Raw genomic sequence first — 16862 nt, forward strand, 5'->3', positions numbered from 1 at the left:
GCCTTCCGCGGAGGAAGGCACGGCCGACGGCCTACTGCCAGCCGGGTCAGGGCAATGGACGCGCCCTGACTCCGTGACGTTCTTTAGAGATCGAAGTACAGCTCGAACTCGTGCGGGTGGGGCCGCAGCTGGATCGGGGCGATCTCGTGGGTGCGCTTGTAGTCGATCCAGGTCTCGATCAGGTCGGCGGTGAAGACGCCGCCCTGCTGGAGGTACTCGTTGTCGGCCTCCAGGGCGTCGAGGACGGCCGGGAGGGACGTGGGGACCTGGGGGACGCTCGCGTGCTCTTCGGGGGCGAGCTCGTAGAGGTCCTTGTCGATGGGCTCGGCCGGCTCGATCTTGTTCTTGACGCCGTCCAGGCCCGCCAGGAGGAGCGCGGAGAAGGCGAGGTACGGGTTCGAGGACGGGTCCGGGGCGCGGAACTCGACGCGCTTGGCCTTGGGGTTCGAGCCCGTGATCGGGATGCGCATCGCGGCGGAGCGGTTGCGCTGCGAGTAGACGAGGTTGACCGGGGCCTCGAAGCCGGGGACCAGGCGGTGGTAGGAGTTCACCGTCGGGTTGGTGAAGGCCAGCAGCGAGGGGGCGTGCTTGAGGATGCCGCCGATGTAGTAGCGGGCGGTGTCCGAGAGGCCCGCGTAGCCCTGCTCGTCGTAGAAGAGGGGCTCGCCGCCGCTCCACAGGGACTGGTGCACGTGCATGCCGGAGCCGTTGTCGCCGAAGATCGGCTTGGGCATGAAGGTCGCGGTCTTGCCGTTGCGCCAGGCGACGTTCTTCACGATGTACTTGAAGAGCATCAGGTCGTCGGCCGCGGCGAGCAGCGTGTTGAACTTGTAGTTGATCTCGGCCTGCCCGGCCGTGCCGACCTCGTGGTGCTGGCGCTCGACCTGGAGACCGGCCTTGTCCAGTTCGAGGGAGATCTCGGCGCGCAGGTCGGCGAAGTGGTCGACCGGCGGGGCGGGGAAGTAGCCGCCCTTGTAGCGGACCTTGTAGCCGCGGTTGTTCTCCACCGCACCGGTGTTCCAGGCGCCGGCCTCGGAGTCGATGTGGTAGAAGGACTGGTTCGCGCTGGTCTCGAACCGGACGTTGTCGAAGACGTAGAACTCGGCCTCCGGGCCGAAGAACGCGGTGTCCGCGATGCCGGTGGAGGCGAGGTACGCCTCGGCCTTCTTCGCCACGTTGCGCGGGTCACGGCTGTACTGCTCGCCGGTGATCGGGTCGTGGATGAAGAAGTTGATGTTGAGGGTCTTGTCGCGGCGGAAGGGGTCCACGCGGGCGGTGGACAGGTCCGCGCGCAGCGCCATGTCGGACTCGTGGATGGCCTGGAAGCCACGGATCGAGGAGCCGTCGAACGCGAGCTCTTCGGCGGGGTCGAACGCCTGAGCGGGCACCGTGAAGTGCTGCATCACGCCGGGCAGGTCGCAGAAGCGAACGTCGACGAACTTGACGTCCTCATCCGCGATGAATTTCTTGGCCTCGTCGGCGTTCTGGAACATCCAACTCCTCCTAGCCCGGCCACCGGTCGGTGGACCCGGGGCTTGCTCCTCGAATGCACGTCCGTGGCGGGGCGCGCTCGCCCGACCATAGGCAGGCGGGATTTCCCAAGGATGACCCATTTGTTTCGCTGAGGTTAACCGGCAGGCGGCGTGCGGCACACCGTCCGGAACACCGTCCGGCGCGCTCGGGACGGGCGTCATGGCGTACGGCCGGGCCGGACACCGGCGCTCCCGGCGACCGTGACGGGCGTCGCTTACGGCGCCCCGGCGCGGGGCGAACGTATGCCGCCGCAGTACCGTGGACGGGTGGACAACAGGCAAGCAATCGGATCGTGGATCTCCGGGCCCCGCGCGGCAGCCGAGGACATGGGCGTCGAGTTCGGCTACCGCGGGCAGCGGCTCGGGCTCCCGGAGGAGGGCTCGGGGTCGCTGGCGCGTCCGGGACGCCGGTTCGCCGCGCTCTTCATCGACTGGGCGCTGTGCATGCTCGTCGCGTACGGGCTGCTCAGCGGCGGTCGGGCGCAGACGGCGAGCAACTGGGCGCTGCTGGTCTTCGCCGTGCTGAGCGTGCTGACGGTCGGCACGGTCGGCTTCACGCCCGGCAAGCGGTTGCTGGGCCTGCGCGTCGTCGCCGAGAACGGCGGACGGCTGTCCTTCCCCCGGGTCGTCCTGCGCACGGTCCTGCTGGTCGTCATCATCCCGGCCGTCATCTGGGACCGGGACGGCCGCGGCCTGCACGACCGGCTGGCCCGTTCGGTGCAGGTGCGGATCTGATCCCGGAGCCGGGGGCAGGGGCGAGGGCGGTGGCTCGTCGGCTGTGAGGCCCAAGGCCCGAGGCCCCTGTTGGGAGGAGCGGCGGCGTACGGGGTGCGGGTGCCCGAGACGCTGAGCGCTGGTCGCGTACGCAAAGCCCTGGCAGCGGCCTCGTAGGGAAACGCGCCCCGATGGCCCGGCGCCACGGCCCGTACGGAGGCCCGTAAGACACGAAACGCCCCGGAGGCGGCGGGACCGGTGTCCCGCCCGCTCCGGGGCGTTTCGTCGTGTCGGTGCGCGAGGGGCCGCCGGGCGTACGGCGACGGCGGCCCGTGGGCCTCAGCGCATCCGCCCGCCGCCCTTGGGCATCCGCATGCCCTTCGGCATGGGTCCCTTCGGGACCGGCATGTTGCTCATCAGGTCCCCGAGGGCGCGGAGCCGGTCGTTGACGGCCGTCACCTGGGGGCCGGGCAGCACGCGGGGGAGCTTGAGCAGGGTGGTGCGGATCTTCTTCAGGGGGACCTGGCCCTCGCCGTCGCCGACGATGATGTCGTGGACGGGCGCGTCGCCGACGGTGCGGGCCATCCGCTTCTTCTCGGCGGCCAGCAGGCCGCGGAGACGGTTCGGGTTGCCCTCGCCCACCAGGACGATGCCGGGCTTGCCGACCGCGCGGTGCACGACGTCCTGGCTGCGGTTCATCGCCACCGCCGGGGTGACCGTCCAGCCGCGCCCGACGTTCTCCAGCACGGCCGCGGCGGCGCCCGGCTGGCCCTCCATCTGCCCGAAGGCGGCCCGCTCGGCACGGCGGCCGAAGATGATCGCCATCGCGAGGAACGCCAGCAGGAAGCCGAGGATCCCCAGGTAAACGGGGTGGCCGATCAGGAAGCCGATGGCAAGGAGAACGCCGAACACGACGATGCCCACACCGGCGACGACAAGACCGACCTTGGAGTCGACCCGACGGGTCATCTTGTAGGTCAGGGCGATCTGCTTCAGCCGCCCGGGGTTCGCAGTAGTGTCTGCGTTTTCCTTCCTCGCCATGCTGCGAAGTTTACGTGGCGTGCGGACTCTGGGTCGCCACGGCCTCCAGTACGTGCTGGGCCTCGCGCCGGTCCTCGGCGCGGCGCCGGTCCTCCAGCACCGAGGTCCAGGCGTTGAGCCGGGCGGTGCGCTGTCCGCCGCGGAGCAGCAGGGACTCCACGGCGCGCAGGGCGTGGGTGACCGAGATGGGGAGAGCGGAGGCGGCGCGAGCGGGCGCGACCTGCATGGCGGGTTCCCCTCCAGGGAGAGTGGCGGATGCGGACTGTGAAGTCATGGTCACAGATCGGTGTTACCAACGGATGGCCGGGCGGTCAAACCCGCATGAAACATTGACGCGGCCGGTACCGCCCCGACCTGGGGCGGTACCGGCCGCGTCGCTCACGATGTGCCCGGACTCACATCCGGCTCAGGAGGCGGCGGAGGCCGCCGGCTGCTCCTGCGCCGCGCCGTCCGCGCGCCGCTTCTCCATCGCCTGCTGGTACAGGCGCCCGGCGCGGTAGGAGGAGCGGACCAGCGGGCCGGACATGACGCCCGCGTAGCCGATCTGCTCGGCCTCCTCCTTCAGCTCCACGAACTCCTGCGGCTTGACCCAGCGCTCGATGGGGTGGTGCCGCACGGAGGGGCGCAGGTACTGCGTGATCGTGATGAGCTCGCAGCCCGCGTCGTACAGGTCCTGGAGCGCCTGGGTGATCTCCGCGCGCTCCTCGCCCATGCCCAGGATGAGGTTGGACTTGGTGACGAGCCCGGCCTCGCGGGCCCGGGTGATGACCTCAAGCGACCGCTCGTAGCGGAAGCCGGGGCGGATGCGCTTGAAGATGCGCGGCACCGTCTCCACGTTGTGGGCGAGCACCTCGGGGCGCGAGGAGAAGACCTCGGCGAGCTGCTCGGGCACCGCGTTGAAGTCGGGGATGAGCAGCTCGACGCCGGTGCCGGGCATGGCGGCGTGGATCTGGCGCACGGTCTCCGCGTACAGCCAGGCGCCGCCGTCCTCCAGGTCGTCGCGGGCGACGCCGGTGATCGTGGCGTACTTCAGGCCCATGGTCTTGACGGACTCCGCGACGCGGCGCGGCTCGTCGCGGTCCAGCGCCTGCGGCTTGCCGGTGTCGATCTGGCAGAAGTCGCAGCGCCGGGTGCACTGGTCGCCGCCGATGAGGAACGTCGCCTCGCGGTCCTCCCAGCACTCGTAGATGTTGGGGCAGCCCGCCTCCTGGCAGACCGTGTGCAGGCCCTCGCTCTTCACGAGGCCCTGGAGGTGGTTGTACTCGGGGCCCATCTTCGCCCGGGTTTTGATCCACTCGGGCTTGCGCTCGATGGGGGTCTGGCTGTTCCGGACCTCCAGGCGCAACATCTTGCGTCCGTCGGGTGCGACAGCGGACACGTCCGGCTCCCTACAGCTTCGTTTCTTCGGCGTACACCAGGGTACGCCCGTAATTCGCACGTCTATACGCGCTGGCCAACCGCGCATACGGGGGGTGCATTCCCCTCGGGCCCGTGAAGCCCGGTTACTCGTTGTCTGTGGTGTTCCGTCCGGATTGGTGGGGTTGGGCGGCGCTCTGTTCGGTACGCCGTTCCCGTTCCCGTGCGGACGGTGCGCGGTGCGGCTCAGACGGCGCGCGGCAGGAGGACGGCGTTCTCCAGGACGGCCCGCAGGTGCTTCTCCACGACGGGGACGACCTCGGGGACGGTGATGTCCCGGCCCAGCTCGTTCGCGAGCGAGGCGACGCCGGCGTCCCGGATGCCGCAGGGCACGATCCGGTCGAACCAGGTGTTGTCCGGGTTCACGTTCAGTGCGAAGCCGTGCATCGTGACGCCCTTGGCGACGCGGATGCCGATCGCGGCGATCTTGCGGTCCTCGCGGCGCTGGCCGGCGTTGGACGGGGCGTACTCCGGGCCGTTCAGGCGCGGGTCGAACTCCTCGTCCTGCAGTCGCGGGTCGAAGTCCAGCGAGAGGCCGCCCAGGGACGGGCGCTCCTCGACGGGGTCGCCCAGCACCCACACGCCGCTGCGGCCCTCGACCCGGGTGGTCTCCAGGCCGAACTCCGCGCACGCGCCGATCAGCGCCTCTTCGAGGCGGCGCACGTGGGCGACCACGTCGACCGGGCGCGGCAGCTTCTGGATCGGGTAGCCGACCAGCTGGCCGGGGCCGTGCCAGGTGATCTTCCCGCCGCGGTCCACGTCGATGACCGGGGTGCCGTCCAGAGGGCGCTCGTCGTCGGTGGTGCGCCGGCCGGCCGTGTAAACGGGCGGGTGTTCCAGCAGCAGGCAGGTGTCCGGGATCTCGTCGGCGAACCGAGCGGCGTGCACCCTGCGCTGTTCCTGCCACGCCTCCTGGTACTCGACGGCGTCGGCACCGAAGCCCATGTGCACGAAGCGCAGCCCCTCGGGTGCGGGGGTCTCCCCCCGAGAGATCGCAGTCACGGTAGCTCCTCTTCGAACCTTTGTTGCGTCTTTTGCGCCCACGCCAACTGTACGGCGGCGGTCCGTGGCGCCTACAGGCGGCCGGTGCGGGCCGCCTGTAGGCGCGTACGAGCCGTGCTCACACGATCGGATGAACGCAGGGCGAAGGCGGCGAGATCGTCGCCGAAGGCCGTTACATTCACGCCGTTCCACGAGGGCGAGGAGCGCGCCGGACAGGGGTCAGCCGAGCCCGGGCGGCTCAGCCCGGAAGGCAGGAGACCGGTAAAGCTGATGACGGAACGACCCCCACAGCGAACGCCCAACCGCCAGCTCGCCGCCTTGATCGCGGAGGCGGGGTTCTCCAACGCCGGGTTGGCCCGGCGGGTGGATCAACTCGGTCTGGAGCATGGTCTCGATCTCCGGTACGACAAGACGTCGGTCACCCGGTGGTTGCGCGGCCAGCAGCCCAGAGGCACAACGCCCGCCCTGATCGCGGAGGTGTTCACGCGCCGCCTCGGGCGCCGGCTCTCCGCCCAGGACCTGGGGCTGGACGCCTGCGCCCCGGTCTACGCGGGACTGGAGTTCGCGGCCACGCCCAGTGAGGCGGTGGACATCGTCAGCGGGCTGTGGCGCAAGGACTCCGGCAGCCACGCGGAGCTACGGAAGATCGCCTTCACCCCGGCCGGGCTGGTGGTGCCCAGCCGGGACTGGCTCATCGGGCGGGCCGACGAGCGGGTGGCCCGCACCGACCCGGCCGCCGAGCCCTCCGGCCGCATCCCCGCCCAGGGCCGGGGCACGGTGCCACGGCAGCGGCAGACGGAGCGGGTGGAGCGGCCCGCCCGCACGGACCTCGCCGAACGCCTCGATCGCCGCGAGCGGCGGGAGCGGTCGGACCGCTCGGAGACGTACCGCGTCTCGGCCGGCGACATCAAGGCGCTGCGGTCGGTCGGCGAGCTGTTCCGCGCGCTGGACCACGCCTACGGCGGCGGGCACGCCCGGCAGGCCCTGGTGCGGTACCTGGAGCACGAGGCCGAGCCGATGCTGCGCGGCGTGTACGGCGAGACGACGGGGCGCCGGCTGTTCGCCGCCGCCGCGGACCTCACCCGGCTGGCCGGGTGGACCTCGTACGACATCGCGGCGCACGGACTGGCCCAGCGGTACTTCGTCCAGGCGCTGCGGCTCGCCCAGGCCGCCGCGGACCGGGCCTACGGCTCCTACGTCCTGGTGACGATGAGCCGCCAGGCCGTCTACCTGGGCCACGGCCGGGAGGCGGTGCAGCTCGCCCGGGTCGCGCAGCAGGGCGTGGGCAGCGGCGCACCGCCGGTGGTCCAGGCGCTGCTGCACTCCGCCGAGGCGCGCGGCCACGGCGTGCTGTCCGAGGTGCGTGCCTGCACGGCCTCGCTGGCGCGCGCGGAACGGGCCCTGGAGACGGCGCGGGCGGGGGACGAGGTGCCCTATTGGGCGCGGTTCTTCGACGAGGCCCAACTGGCCGACGAATTCGCGCACTGCCATCGGGACCTCCAGCAGTTCCGGGCGGCGGCGCAGCACGCGGAGCGCTCGCTCCAGCTGCGCAACGCCGGGTTCGCCCGCAGCCGGCTGTTCTGCCGGGTGGTGCTGGCGACCGCGCGGCTGGGCCTGGGCGAGTTGGAGCAGGCGTGCGCCCTGGGCGCGGAAGCGGCGCTACACGCCTCGGAGATGCGCTCCGTACGGGCACACGAGTACGTCCGCGAATTCGAGCGGCGGCTGGAGCCGTACCGCGACGCGGCGGCGGTGCGGGGCTACCGGGACCGGGTGGCGGCGATGGGGGGCTGAGAGGTGCCCGCGCCCGGTCCCTGGGACGCGGGTGCGGGGGACGTGAGAGCGCCGGGGGCGCGGGGCATGGCCTCGCGTCCCCGGCGTTTCGCGGTCTTCGTCAGGAGGCTTTCCCCGTTGGCTTCCCCGTCGGTTTCCCCGGCGGGGATACGCACCTGTGACGAGGGGTGTGCGGTGGGCGGTCAGGCCGCCGGGACGAGGGAGCGGGGCTCCCAGCGCGGCGGGAGGCGCAGGTCGGCCAGGAGCGCCTGGGCCGCGCGGCGGCCGGAGCGCAGGGCGCCCTGGACGGTGTTGGCGTCCCGGTGGTCGCCGCACACGTACAGGCCGGACAGCAGGCGGACGGGCCGCCACGGGTCGTACGGCGCCCGGGTGGCCGGGATCGCGAACGGATCGTGGTGGGCGGTCAGCAGCGCCCAGTCGTCGGTGGACGTGCCGTAGATGCGGCCCAGTTGGGGACGGACGGTCTTGTCGAGGACGGAGGCGGGCAGCGCCGCGGGCCCGCCGAGGACGGTCGTGCTGACCAGGACGCGGCCGGGCGGGGTGCGCGAGGGGTCCACCGCGTCGGCGACGTAGGTGTGCGCGATGGGGCCCGCGGCGGACAGGAACAGCGTCGGGTCGCGGACGGGGGGAGTGTCAGTGGTGTGGTGGAGGATGGTCATCGAGTGGAAACCGGGGGTCCGCAGGCCCGGGAGGAGTTCCGCCGCGTCGCGCGCGCCGGTGGCCACGAGCGCCGCGCGGCAGGCGAAACGCCCGTGGTCGGCGGTGCCGACGCTGGTGGTGGAGACGGAGCGGGCGCGGACGGACGTGTGGATCGTGCCGGGGGGAAGGGAGGCGGCGAGGAGGCCGGGGAGCACCTCGGCCCCGCCGGCGGGCAGGCAGAGCCGGCCGGTGGCGAATGTGCGCAGCGCCAGGGCGGCGCTGCGGCTGGAGCCCTTGAGCTTCGGGTCGCACAGCAGGGCGGTGAGGAGGGGGCGCAGGAACGTGTCGGGTGCGTACGGGGAGAAGCCGGGGCGGGCGGCCAGCGCCTCGTCCAGGGGGCGGTCGGGGCGCTGGTCCGGCCGGCGGTCGGGGAGCAGACCGGGCCGGCGGTCGGCGCGTGAAAGGGCGCGTGCGGCGGAGAGTGCGCCCCTCGTGCTCCGGGGCGCGCCGACCCGCTGCGCCCGTCGCCCGTCGTGCACGCACAGGCCGGGGGCGAAGGGGCGCAGGGCCAGGCTGTCGAAGGCGGGGACGCGGAGTTCGGGGAAGGAGGTGAGCAGCAGTTGGCCGGTGCGATCCAGCCGGAAGCCGTCCAAATGGTCGGTGGCGGCCCGGCCGCCGACACGGGGGGCGGCCTCCAGGACGATGACGGTGGCTCCGGCGCTGGTCAGGTGATAGGCGGCGGAGAGGCCGGCGAGGCCGGCTCCCGCGATGACGACGTCCGCGGTCGACGCGGTGCGCGACACATGCCCTCCCGGGGTCGGTCCCGGTCCCCGTGCCGGTGGCGCGGCGCAGGCGCACGCACCGGCCCGGAGGATGCCGAGTGGTGACGTGAACCTCAAGCAATAGAGCCCCCGTACGCCGCGCCGCAGTCGCGCGTGGCCCGCGCACGGGGGCACGACACGGCACATCGGGGCACGTCGCGGGACGTCCGTGTATGGGGCACGGAAGGGCGGGGCGGGTGGGGTGCGCGGGGCACGAAGGGGCGGGGCGGCTGGGGTGCGCGGGGGGTGGTGAGCTGCGTCCGTTCCCGTGCCCAGTGGCCGACGAGCCCCCGGTCCCGTCTTAGTCGGAGGCGCCTCCGTCCCGGTCGTGCGTTCGTCCCCATCCCGGTCGGCGGTTCGCCTCCGTCCCGTTTGCGCGTTCGCCTCCGTCCCGGCTGTGCGTTCGTCTCCGTCCCCGTGGTGCGTTCGTCTCCGTCTCAGCCGCGGGCCGCGGCGCGGATCGCCTCGTCGATGGCCGGGAAGGCGAAGGAGAAACCGGAGTCCAGCAGGCGGCGGGGCAGGACGCGCTGGCTGCCGAGCACGTCGCCGGCCATCTCGCCGAGGGCGATCCGCAGCGCGGGGGCGGGCACCGCGAAGAGCGCCGGGCGCCGCAGGACGCGTCCCATGGCCGCCGTGACCTCGCGGTTGGTGACGGGCTCGGGGGCGGTGAGGTTCACCGGGCCGGAGAGGTCCTCGGTGTCGATGAGGTGGCGGAGGGCGGCGACGTGGTCGTGGAGGGAGATGAAGCTCCAGTACTGCCGGCCGTCACCGAGCCGTCCGCCCAGCCCCAGGCGGAAGATGGGGAAGAGACGGCCCCAGGCGCCGCCCTCCCGCGCCACGACCAGCCCCGTGCGGGCGAACACGGTGCGCACCCCGGCCTCGGCCGCGGGGTGCGCGGCCTCCTCCCAGTCGACGCACATGCGGGGCAGGAAGCCGGTGCCGGGCGGCGCCGACTCGTCCACCGGACGGTCGCCCGTGTCCCCGTAGAAACCGACCGCGCTGCCGCACACGAACACCCGGGGCGGGGTGTCCAGGGAGGCGATGGCCTCGGCGATCGCGGCGGTGCCCAGCACCCGGCTGTCCCGGATCTCGCGCTTGTACGCCTCGGTCCAGCGGCGCGCGCCGACGCCCGCGCCCGCGAGGTGGACGACCGCGTCGCATCCCACGAGCCCGGCGGCGTCCACCTTTTGGCGCCGCGGGTCCCACGCCACCTCGTCCGCGGCCCGGGGCTGCCGCCGCACGAGGCGGACGACGTCGTGCCCGTCCGCGCGCAGCGACCGCGTCAGTGCCGCGCCGATGAGACCGGTCGAACCGGTGACCGCGATTCGCATGGGATTCATACTGCCCCGAGATCCCGTCACGTGGCACAGTGGCACGCATGTCCGAAGCGTTCATAGGCACCGCCATCCGTGCCGCCGCGTATGCCGACGAGGCGGCGCTGGGCGACCTCGACCGCCGCACGTGGTCACCGCTGCACACCGTCCAGCCGCGCCCGGAGCCCCCCTACGCCCCGTTCTTCGACGAACGGCACCTGCCCGCGGACTTCCTGGTGGCCGAACTGGACGGCCGGCTCGCCGGCTACATCCGTCTCGTACAGCCCACCCACCTCCTGAGCAACGCGCACGTCCGCCAGATCCAGGGGCTGGCGGTGGACACGTGGGCGCGCGGCAGGGGTGTGGCGCGGTCGCTGCTGGACGCCGCCTGCGAACGGGCCCGGTCGGAGCGGGCCCGCCGCGTCACGCTCCGCGTGCTCGGTCACAACGCCCCGGCCCGCGCGCTGTACTCCTCGGCCGGCTTCACGGTGGAGGGCGTGCTGCCCGGCGAATTCCTGCTGGACGGCGTGTACGTGGACGACGTGCTGATGGGCAAGACGCTGTCGTCCGAGGTGTGAGGGGGAGGGCCGGGGCGCCCTTACCGCCGGGCGAGCTTCCCGTAAGGGGCGCCCGCGCCAGCGTTTTCCGGATACCCGCGCCGGCCTTTTCCAGGTGCGCGAGTCGACCTCATTAAGGGGCGCCCGAGTCAGCCCTTAAGGGACATCCGGGCCGTTGTGGCCGGGGCACCCGGACCGTTACGGCCGGAAGCGGTCCCACAGTTGGGGGAAGCGTTCCGCCAGGGCCTCGTCGTCCTCGGTGTCGAGGTACTCGCCCAGCGGCTCGCGGGGCTGGGGCGGCAGGCCGAGGTCGGGCACCGTGCCGCCGGTGAGCTGTTCGTACGCCTCGTCCGCCGCGTAACCCAGCTCCTCCGCGTCCCCGTCGACCTCGTCGTCGAACTCGTCGAGGAGGTCGGCGAGATGGTCCGGGTCCTGGAGCGCGCGCTCGAACACCTCGCGGCCCTGGCCGATCAGCCAGCAGCGGAAGTAGTCGAACGCGTCATCGCTGGCGCCGCCCAGCAGGACGGCCGCCGCGCCCCACAGGTCCCAGGTGTAGGCGCGGTTGTAGCGGGACTCGAAGTGGCGGGCGAAGTCCACGACGGAGTCCGGATCCCGCGCCACCAGCCGTTCGACCAGCACATCGGCCTGTTCCTCGGGGTCTCCCTCGGCGGCTTCGCGCGCCCCGTCGATCAGCTCCCAGAACTCCGTCTCGTCCATCACGGGACAAGCATCGGGCCTGAACGCGGGACCCGCACGCGGAGTGCCCCAGATGCGACGGTGTCGTTACCCGGACCGATCACGGATGGGTGACCCACGTCCCGGTCCCCTCGTTGGAGGCACGGAAGGCAAGACCGACATACCGGGGCAGTGCGCCGCGCCTACCGGCCGGACGCGGGCCCCGGGCCACGTTCCGAGGGGGTGGCGCGCACGGTGCCCATGGACGAACGGACCCGCGCCGAAATCGAACGTGCTGGTGCGGCCCTCGTGGAGCACTACCCGCGGCTGGTGCGCCTGGCCTACCTGGTGCTGCCACCGGCCATGGGCCGTCACCGGCGGGTGCTCACCGCCCACGCGCTCGTCCAGCGGGCGCTGCCGCGCGCCGGTGGCCGGGCCGTGGTGAGCCGGCTGCTGCCCGCCCAGCGCGCCACCCCTACGGGACCGGGCCCCCGATCCGTACGGCGTACCCGTCAGCAACCCCTACGGGGCGCGCGGACCGAGCCCGGCCGCGCCACCGGCGAGCCCCTGCGCGCGGCCGGCACCACCGGCCGCCCGGCCGCGCGCCCCACCGGTGCCGACCCGGGCTACGCCCTCGTGCGGCTGCGGACCCTGCGCCTGGCGCTGGCGTACGAGCGGCGGCAGCGGCGGCGCGACCACTGGTCCGACCGCCTCCCCGCGCTCGCCGCCCGCCGCCCCCGGCTCCCCTTCGTCTGGGGGCTGCGGTTCCTGCCGAGGGCGGGCGGTGCCGACGAACTCGCCCTCGACCAGGCGCTGGGCGCGGTACGCGGCCCCGTACGCGCCGCCTTCGCGCTGTCGCGGCTGGAGGGCCTGGAGGAGACGCAGGCGCGCGCCCTGCTGGCCGAGGCGGGGATCGCCGATCCGGGAGCGGAGCTGCGCGCGGCGGCCCGGCTGGACCGGTCGGCGGGGGCGGGGGCCGAGGCGCTCCTCGGGACCGGTGACTTCGACCCGTGCACGGTCCAGACCCGGCCGACCGACCTGCTGCGGCGCCGTCAGCGGGTCCGGGCCGCCGCCGCGGTGGCCGTGGTGCTGGTGGTCGCCGCGCTGCTGATGGGCGTGCCGGGGCGCGGCGCGCGACCGGCGGACGACGCCTCCGTACGCGAACGGCGGGAATCGGCGCGGGCGCTGGACCCGGACCGGCTGGAGCGCGCGCCCCGGAGGGCGTGGGCGGACACCTCGCGTCCCGGCCTCGCCGTCTGGCCCGCCCGCGGCGGCCGGACCGCCGACCGCGCCCTGCTGGAACGGGCGCTGCGGACCTGGGCGGCGCCCGCGCGGCGCGTCCGGGTCACGGCGGCGCCCGGCGCCACCACCCGGCCCCCGCAGACCCCGCCCCGGCTGCTGTACGCCGGGGACGTGGATGGCCGGGCCGTGGTGCTCTTCCACGACGGTCGGCGGGTGGTCCGTTACGCGGAACCGGCCACGGGCCCCACCGGCCGCGCTCCCGGCGCCGCGCTGGACTTCGCGCTGCTGGACGACACGGACGTGACGGCCGGCGCCGCCCTGGCGGTGAGCCGTTCCGAGGGCAGGGCGCGCTACTTGGCCGCACCGTGGATCGCCGGTGCCGAACTCGTGGACCTGCGCGCCCCGGACGCGCCCGCCCGCGCGGTGCGTGTCGGCGGGGACGGGGTGACCGGGGCGGTGCCGGTTCCCGGGCCGGTGGCGGTATCGGTGCCGGTTGTTCCGACGGAGACCGGCGCGTCCCCAGGGGAGGTCGGCGCGCTCTCAGGAGAGGCCGGTGCGTTCTCAGGGAGGGCCGGTGCGTTCTCAGGAGAGGCCGGTGCGTTCTCAGGGAGGGCCGGTGCGCTTTCAGGGGAGCCCGGTGCGCTCTCAGGGAAGGCCAGTGCGCTCTCAGGTGAGCCCGGTGCGCTCTCAGGGGAGGCCGGTGCGCTCTCAAGGGAGCCCGGTGCGCTTCGAACGGAGTTCGGCGCGTCCGTAGGGGAAAGGGCGGGCGGCGGTTGCGGGCAGTGGCCCGCGATCCGCTTCCGCACCTCCGAAGCCCTCACGGAAGGGCACGCCTTCCTCGCGACGGACCTCGGCGGACTCGCCCCCGCCCACCTCACCTTCACCCCGCCGCCCCGGCCCGGTCAGCCCCCACGCCAACCGCACGAGGTGACGGACACCCAGGCCCGGCGCGTCTGGGCACGCACCGCCTGCTCCCTGACGGAGCTGCGGGGCGCGGGCGTCCGGTCCGTCAACAACTGGACGTTCGCCGAACAGCCCCTCCCCGAGGGCGGCGGGCGCGCGGACTGGCTCTGCTCCCGGGCCGACACCTGGCGCGGCCCCGGCCGCGTGACGGCGCGCTTCCTCCCGCCCGCCGCGTCCCCCGGCGACCCGGGGACGATCGCCGGCCGCGCCCGGGACACGGCGCTGTGCAGCCGCTTCGGCCGTCACGTCGTCGCCGCCGTGCGGTGGCGCGCGGCGTCCGGCCGGTGGTACCTGCTCGCGGCGGGGAGCCGCGCGGTCACGCGTATCGAGGCGACGGGCGACGTACGGGCCACGGCGTACGGCGGCCCGCTCGCCGCCCCGATCGCGGCGCGGGACGACGGCCCGAAGGCCGGTCCGCGCGCCGATTCGGGCGCTGCTCCGAAGGCCGGTCCCGGGGCCGGGACGAGGGTGGTCGGGCGGCTGCCGAACGGGAAGGCGCTGCCCGCGCTGGGGGAGTGAGGGGCCGCGCTCCCTGGTCCGCTCCGTTTGGGGCGGCTACGGAAACCCGACAGAAGATGTCGGGTTTCGCTGCCAGGGTCGGTGGTACCGGCAGGCGGGACGTGCCGGTGGTGACACACGTCCGGAGGGAACGCCGGACGGAACGCCGGACGGAAAAGGTGAGGGGAGACGCGCGACGTGAATGGTGGAGACGCGCAGGTGAAGCGGACGGAGCGGCCGGGGCAGGGGCCGCTGGCGGGCAAGGTGGCGCTCGTGGCCGGGGCGACCCGGGGCGCGGGCCGGGCGATGGCGGTGGAACTGGGCCGGGCCGGGGCCGTGGTGTACGTGACGGGACGCACCACGCGGCAGCAGGTCAGCGAGGTCGGCCGGAAGAGCGAGACGATCGAGGAGACCGCGGAGCTGGTCACGGCGGCGGGCGGGATCGGGATCGCCGTACCGACCGACCACCTGGAGCACGAGGCGGTGCGGGCGCTCGTGGAGCGCGTCGACAGCGGGCACGGCCGGCTGGACGTGCTGGTCAACGACATCTGGGGCGGCGACGACCACATCCAGTGGGGGCGGAAGATGTGGGAGCACGACCTGGAGAAGGGGCTGCGGGCGCTCCGGCTCGGCGTCGAGACCCATATCGTCACCAGCCACTACGCGCTGCCGCTGCTGACCCGTCGGCCGGGCGGCCTGGTCGTCGAGGTGACCGACGGGACCGAGGAGTACAACCGCCGCTACCGGGAGCCCTTCTACTACGACCTGGCCAAGAGCGCGCCCATCAGGATGGCGCGCGGGCTGGCGGGTGAACTGGCGCAGCACGGGTGCACGGCGGTGTGCCTGACCCCGGGGTGGCTGCGGTCGGAGGCGATGCTCGACACCCACTTCCACGTCACCGAGGAGAACTGGCGCGACGGCATCGCGCAGGACCCGCACTTCGCGATCTCCGAGAGCCCGGTGTTCGTGGGCCGGGCGCTGGCGGCGCTGGCCGCCGATCCGGACGTGGCCCGGTTCAACGGCCGGTCGCTGTCCAGTGGCGGGCTGGCGCAGGAGTACGGCTTCACGGACGCGGACGGTTCGCGGCCCGACTGCTGGCGGTACCTGGTGGACATCGGGGAGGAGCGGAAGGTCTTGGACGTCAGCGCTTATCGGTGAGGGCGGGGATGGGGCGGGGACGGGGGACGGGCTGCCGCGGGGGGTGGGTGGTCTTCTCCGGTGGGGGGCTCGTCCATGGGGAAGGCCGGTCGTCTGTGGGGTGGGCCGGTCGTCCCCGGGGAGGGCCGGCTCTCTACGGCGAGGGATGGTCCTCCCCGGCGGGGGACTCGTCCGCGTACAGGGCCGCGGTGCGGGCGGTGGCCTCGGTGAACCGGGCGCGCAGTTGCGGCGGTGCCAGGACCTCGCCCTCGGGGCCGAGGCCGAGGAGCTGGCTGTAGGCGACGTCCAGGGACTCGACGGGCAGGGTGACGGTGATCCGGCCCCGCTCGTCGGGCTCACCGGCCCGTTCGACGGCCTCCTGCCCGGCGGCGCGGTCGGTGATGTGCGGGAGGATCCGGGCGCCCGCCGGTGAGAGCCGGACGACGACCTCGTCGCGCAGGATCGAGCGGGCGAACTGGGCCGCCCGGTCCTCCCAGAAGGCGGGCAGGTCGAAATCCTCGGTGCGGGTGAACCGGTCGTCGGTGAGGGCCACGGAGGTGAAGCGGTCGACGCGATACACGCGGAAGGCGGCCTCACCCCCCGACGGCCCGTCCTTCGATGCCCCGCCTCCTGACGGTTCGGCAGCCCGGGCCGCCAGGTACCAGACGCCCGCCTTCAGGACGAGCCCGTACGGTTCCAGTTCCCGCGCCACCTCGGTGTCCTTGCGGCGGTACCGGGCGGTGACGCGGCGGTCGCCCCACACCGCCTCGGCGAGGGCGGGGAGCAGGGCCGGCGTCTCCGGCTCCTGGTACCAGCCGGGGGCGTCGAGGTGGAATCGCTGGGACGCGTCGAAGGCGGCGTCCCGCAGTTCGGGCAGGAGCGCGGCGGAGACCTTGAGGCGGGCGGCGGAGGCGGCGTCGGCGAGCCCCATCTCGCGTAGCGCGGAGGGCACGCCGGAGAGGAACAGCGCGCCTACCTCGCTGCGGCCCAGCCCGGTCAGGCGGGTGCGGTAGCCGCCGATGAGGCGGTAGCCGCCGGCCCTTCCCCGGTCGGCGTACACGGGTACGCCGGCCTCGGAGAGGGACACGATGTCCCGGCCGACCGTGCGCTCGGAGACCTCCAGCTCGTGGGCCAGCTCTGCGGCCGTCATGGAGGGGCGGGACTGGAGGAGGAGCACCAGTTTGATCAGGCGGGCGGCGCGCATGGGGTCATCATGCCGAAGTGGTGGTGGCCGGTTCGCCGGGCGGCCCGCGCCTTTTGGGCTGGGCCCGCCAGTTTCAGCCTGTCCGGCGTTTGAGGACGCGGTGACGGACGTAGTGACGAGCCGCGGCCATCCTCCTGTGATGCTGGGGGCGGGGCCTGCCACTTCCAGCCCGTCCGGCATTTGAGGACACGGTGACGATGTGTCGGCGAGCCGCTCTGCGGCGACGAGGCCCCGGGGTGCTTGGGGCCGAGGCCGCCACTTTCAGCCCGTCCGGCGATTGAGGACACCCCGGCGAGCGCGAGTACGGGCTCATGGGG

The 16862-nt window shown here is 73.6% G+C and carries 14 protein-coding genes; 5 read left to right on the top strand and 9 right to left on the bottom strand.

The genetic code is table 11. The annotated features are described in order from the left end of the window. Positions 1–83 precede the first annotated feature (83 nt). On the bottom strand, positions 84–1493 hold the full coding sequence (gene glnA / locus ABZX96_RS36815) for a type I glutamate--ammonia ligase (protein WP_355553628.1): 1410 nt from the start codon (positions 1491–1493) through the stop codon (positions 84–86). Positions 1494–1799: 306 nt separating this feature from the next. Here glnA and ABZX96_RS36820 point away from each other — a divergent pair, with 306 nt between their 5' ends. Next, positions 1800–2267, top strand: a complete 468-nt coding sequence (locus ABZX96_RS36820) for an RDD family protein (RefSeq protein ID WP_355553631.1) — start codon at positions 1800–1802, stop codon at positions 2265–2267. A 318-nt stretch (positions 2268–2585) separates the two neighbouring features. Here the strand turns inward: ABZX96_RS36820 and ABZX96_RS36825 are convergent, their stop codons facing one another. From ABZX96_RS36825 to lipB, 4 genes are all read right to left on the bottom strand, one after another. Beyond that, positions 2586–3287, bottom strand: coding sequence for a DUF4191 domain-containing protein (locus ABZX96_RS36825; protein WP_355553634.1), 702 nt, complete (start codon positions 3285–3287; stop codon positions 2586–2588). A gap of 10 nt (positions 3288–3297) precedes the next feature. Continuing rightward, a complete protein-coding gene (locus ABZX96_RS36830; RefSeq protein WP_355553636.1) occupies positions 3298–3513 on the bottom strand; it encodes a hypothetical protein in 216 nt (71 codons plus the stop codon). Between the two features lie 180 nt (positions 3514–3693). Further along, positions 3694–4665, bottom strand: a complete 972-nt coding sequence (gene lipA / locus ABZX96_RS36835) for a lipoyl synthase (protein WP_355553639.1) — start codon at positions 4663–4665, stop codon at positions 3694–3696. Positions 4666–4889: 224 nt separating this feature from the next. Then, entirely contained in the window at positions 4890–5648 is a 759-nt protein-coding gene (lipB, locus tag ABZX96_RS36840) for a lipoyl(octanoyl) transferase LipB (protein WP_355553662.1), read from the bottom strand. Positions 5649–5975: 327 nt separating this feature from the next. Here lipB and ABZX96_RS36845 point away from each other — a divergent pair, with 327 nt between their 5' ends. After that, positions 5976–7496 carry a regulator gene (locus ABZX96_RS36845; RefSeq protein ID WP_355553642.1) on the top strand — a complete coding sequence of 507 codons (1521 nt, stop codon included), beginning with the start codon at positions 5976–5978 and terminating at the stop codon, positions 7494–7496. A gap of 182 nt (positions 7497–7678) precedes the next feature. On the opposite strand, the gene ABZX96_RS36850 is transcribed toward ABZX96_RS36845, so the two are convergent. Together ABZX96_RS36850 and ABZX96_RS36855 are read right to left on the bottom strand one after the other, a co-directional pair. After that, entirely contained in the window at positions 7679–8938 is a 1260-nt protein-coding gene (locus tag ABZX96_RS36850; RefSeq protein ID WP_355553645.1) for an NAD(P)/FAD-dependent oxidoreductase, read from the bottom strand. A 455-nt stretch (positions 8939–9393) separates the two neighbouring features. Continuing rightward, positions 9394–10296, bottom strand: coding sequence for a TIGR01777 family oxidoreductase (locus tag ABZX96_RS36855; protein WP_355553648.1), 903 nt, complete (start codon positions 10294–10296; stop codon positions 9394–9396). A 38-nt stretch (positions 10297–10334) separates the two neighbouring features. On the opposite strand from ABZX96_RS36855, the gene ABZX96_RS36860 reads away from it, so the two are divergent. Beyond that, positions 10335–10847: a GNAT family N-acetyltransferase gene (locus tag ABZX96_RS36860; RefSeq protein ID WP_355553651.1), complete on the top strand. Its 513-nt coding sequence runs from the start codon at positions 10335–10337 to the stop codon at positions 10845–10847. Between the two features lie 177 nt (positions 10848–11024). On the opposite strand, the gene ABZX96_RS36865 is transcribed toward ABZX96_RS36860, so the two are convergent. Continuing rightward, positions 11025–11543, bottom strand: coding sequence for a DUF4240 domain-containing protein (locus ABZX96_RS36865; protein ID WP_355553664.1), 519 nt, complete (start codon positions 11541–11543; stop codon positions 11025–11027). Between the two features lie 219 nt (positions 11544–11762). Between ABZX96_RS36865 and ABZX96_RS36870 the strand changes: the two genes are divergently transcribed. After that, positions 11763–14225: a hypothetical protein gene (locus ABZX96_RS36870; RefSeq protein WP_355553654.1), complete on the top strand. Its 2463-nt coding sequence runs from the start codon at positions 11763–11765 to the stop codon at positions 14223–14225. 177 nt (positions 14226–14402) lie between these two features. After that, positions 14403–15362, top strand: coding sequence for an SDR family oxidoreductase (locus ABZX96_RS36875; protein WP_355553657.1), 960 nt, complete (start codon positions 14403–14405; stop codon positions 15360–15362). A gap of 133 nt (positions 15363–15495) precedes the next feature. Here ABZX96_RS36875 and ABZX96_RS36880 read toward each other — a convergent pair whose 3' ends face one another. Next, positions 15496–16545: a WYL domain-containing protein gene (locus ABZX96_RS36880; RefSeq protein WP_355553660.1), complete on the bottom strand. Its 1050-nt coding sequence runs from the start codon at positions 16543–16545 to the stop codon at positions 15496–15498. Positions 16546–16862: the final 317 nt, after the last annotated feature.

Source organism: Streptomyces sp. NPDC003077, from assembly GCF_040611095.1.
Taxonomy (GTDB): Bacteria; Actinomycetota; Actinomycetes; order Streptomycetales; family Streptomycetaceae; genus Streptomyces.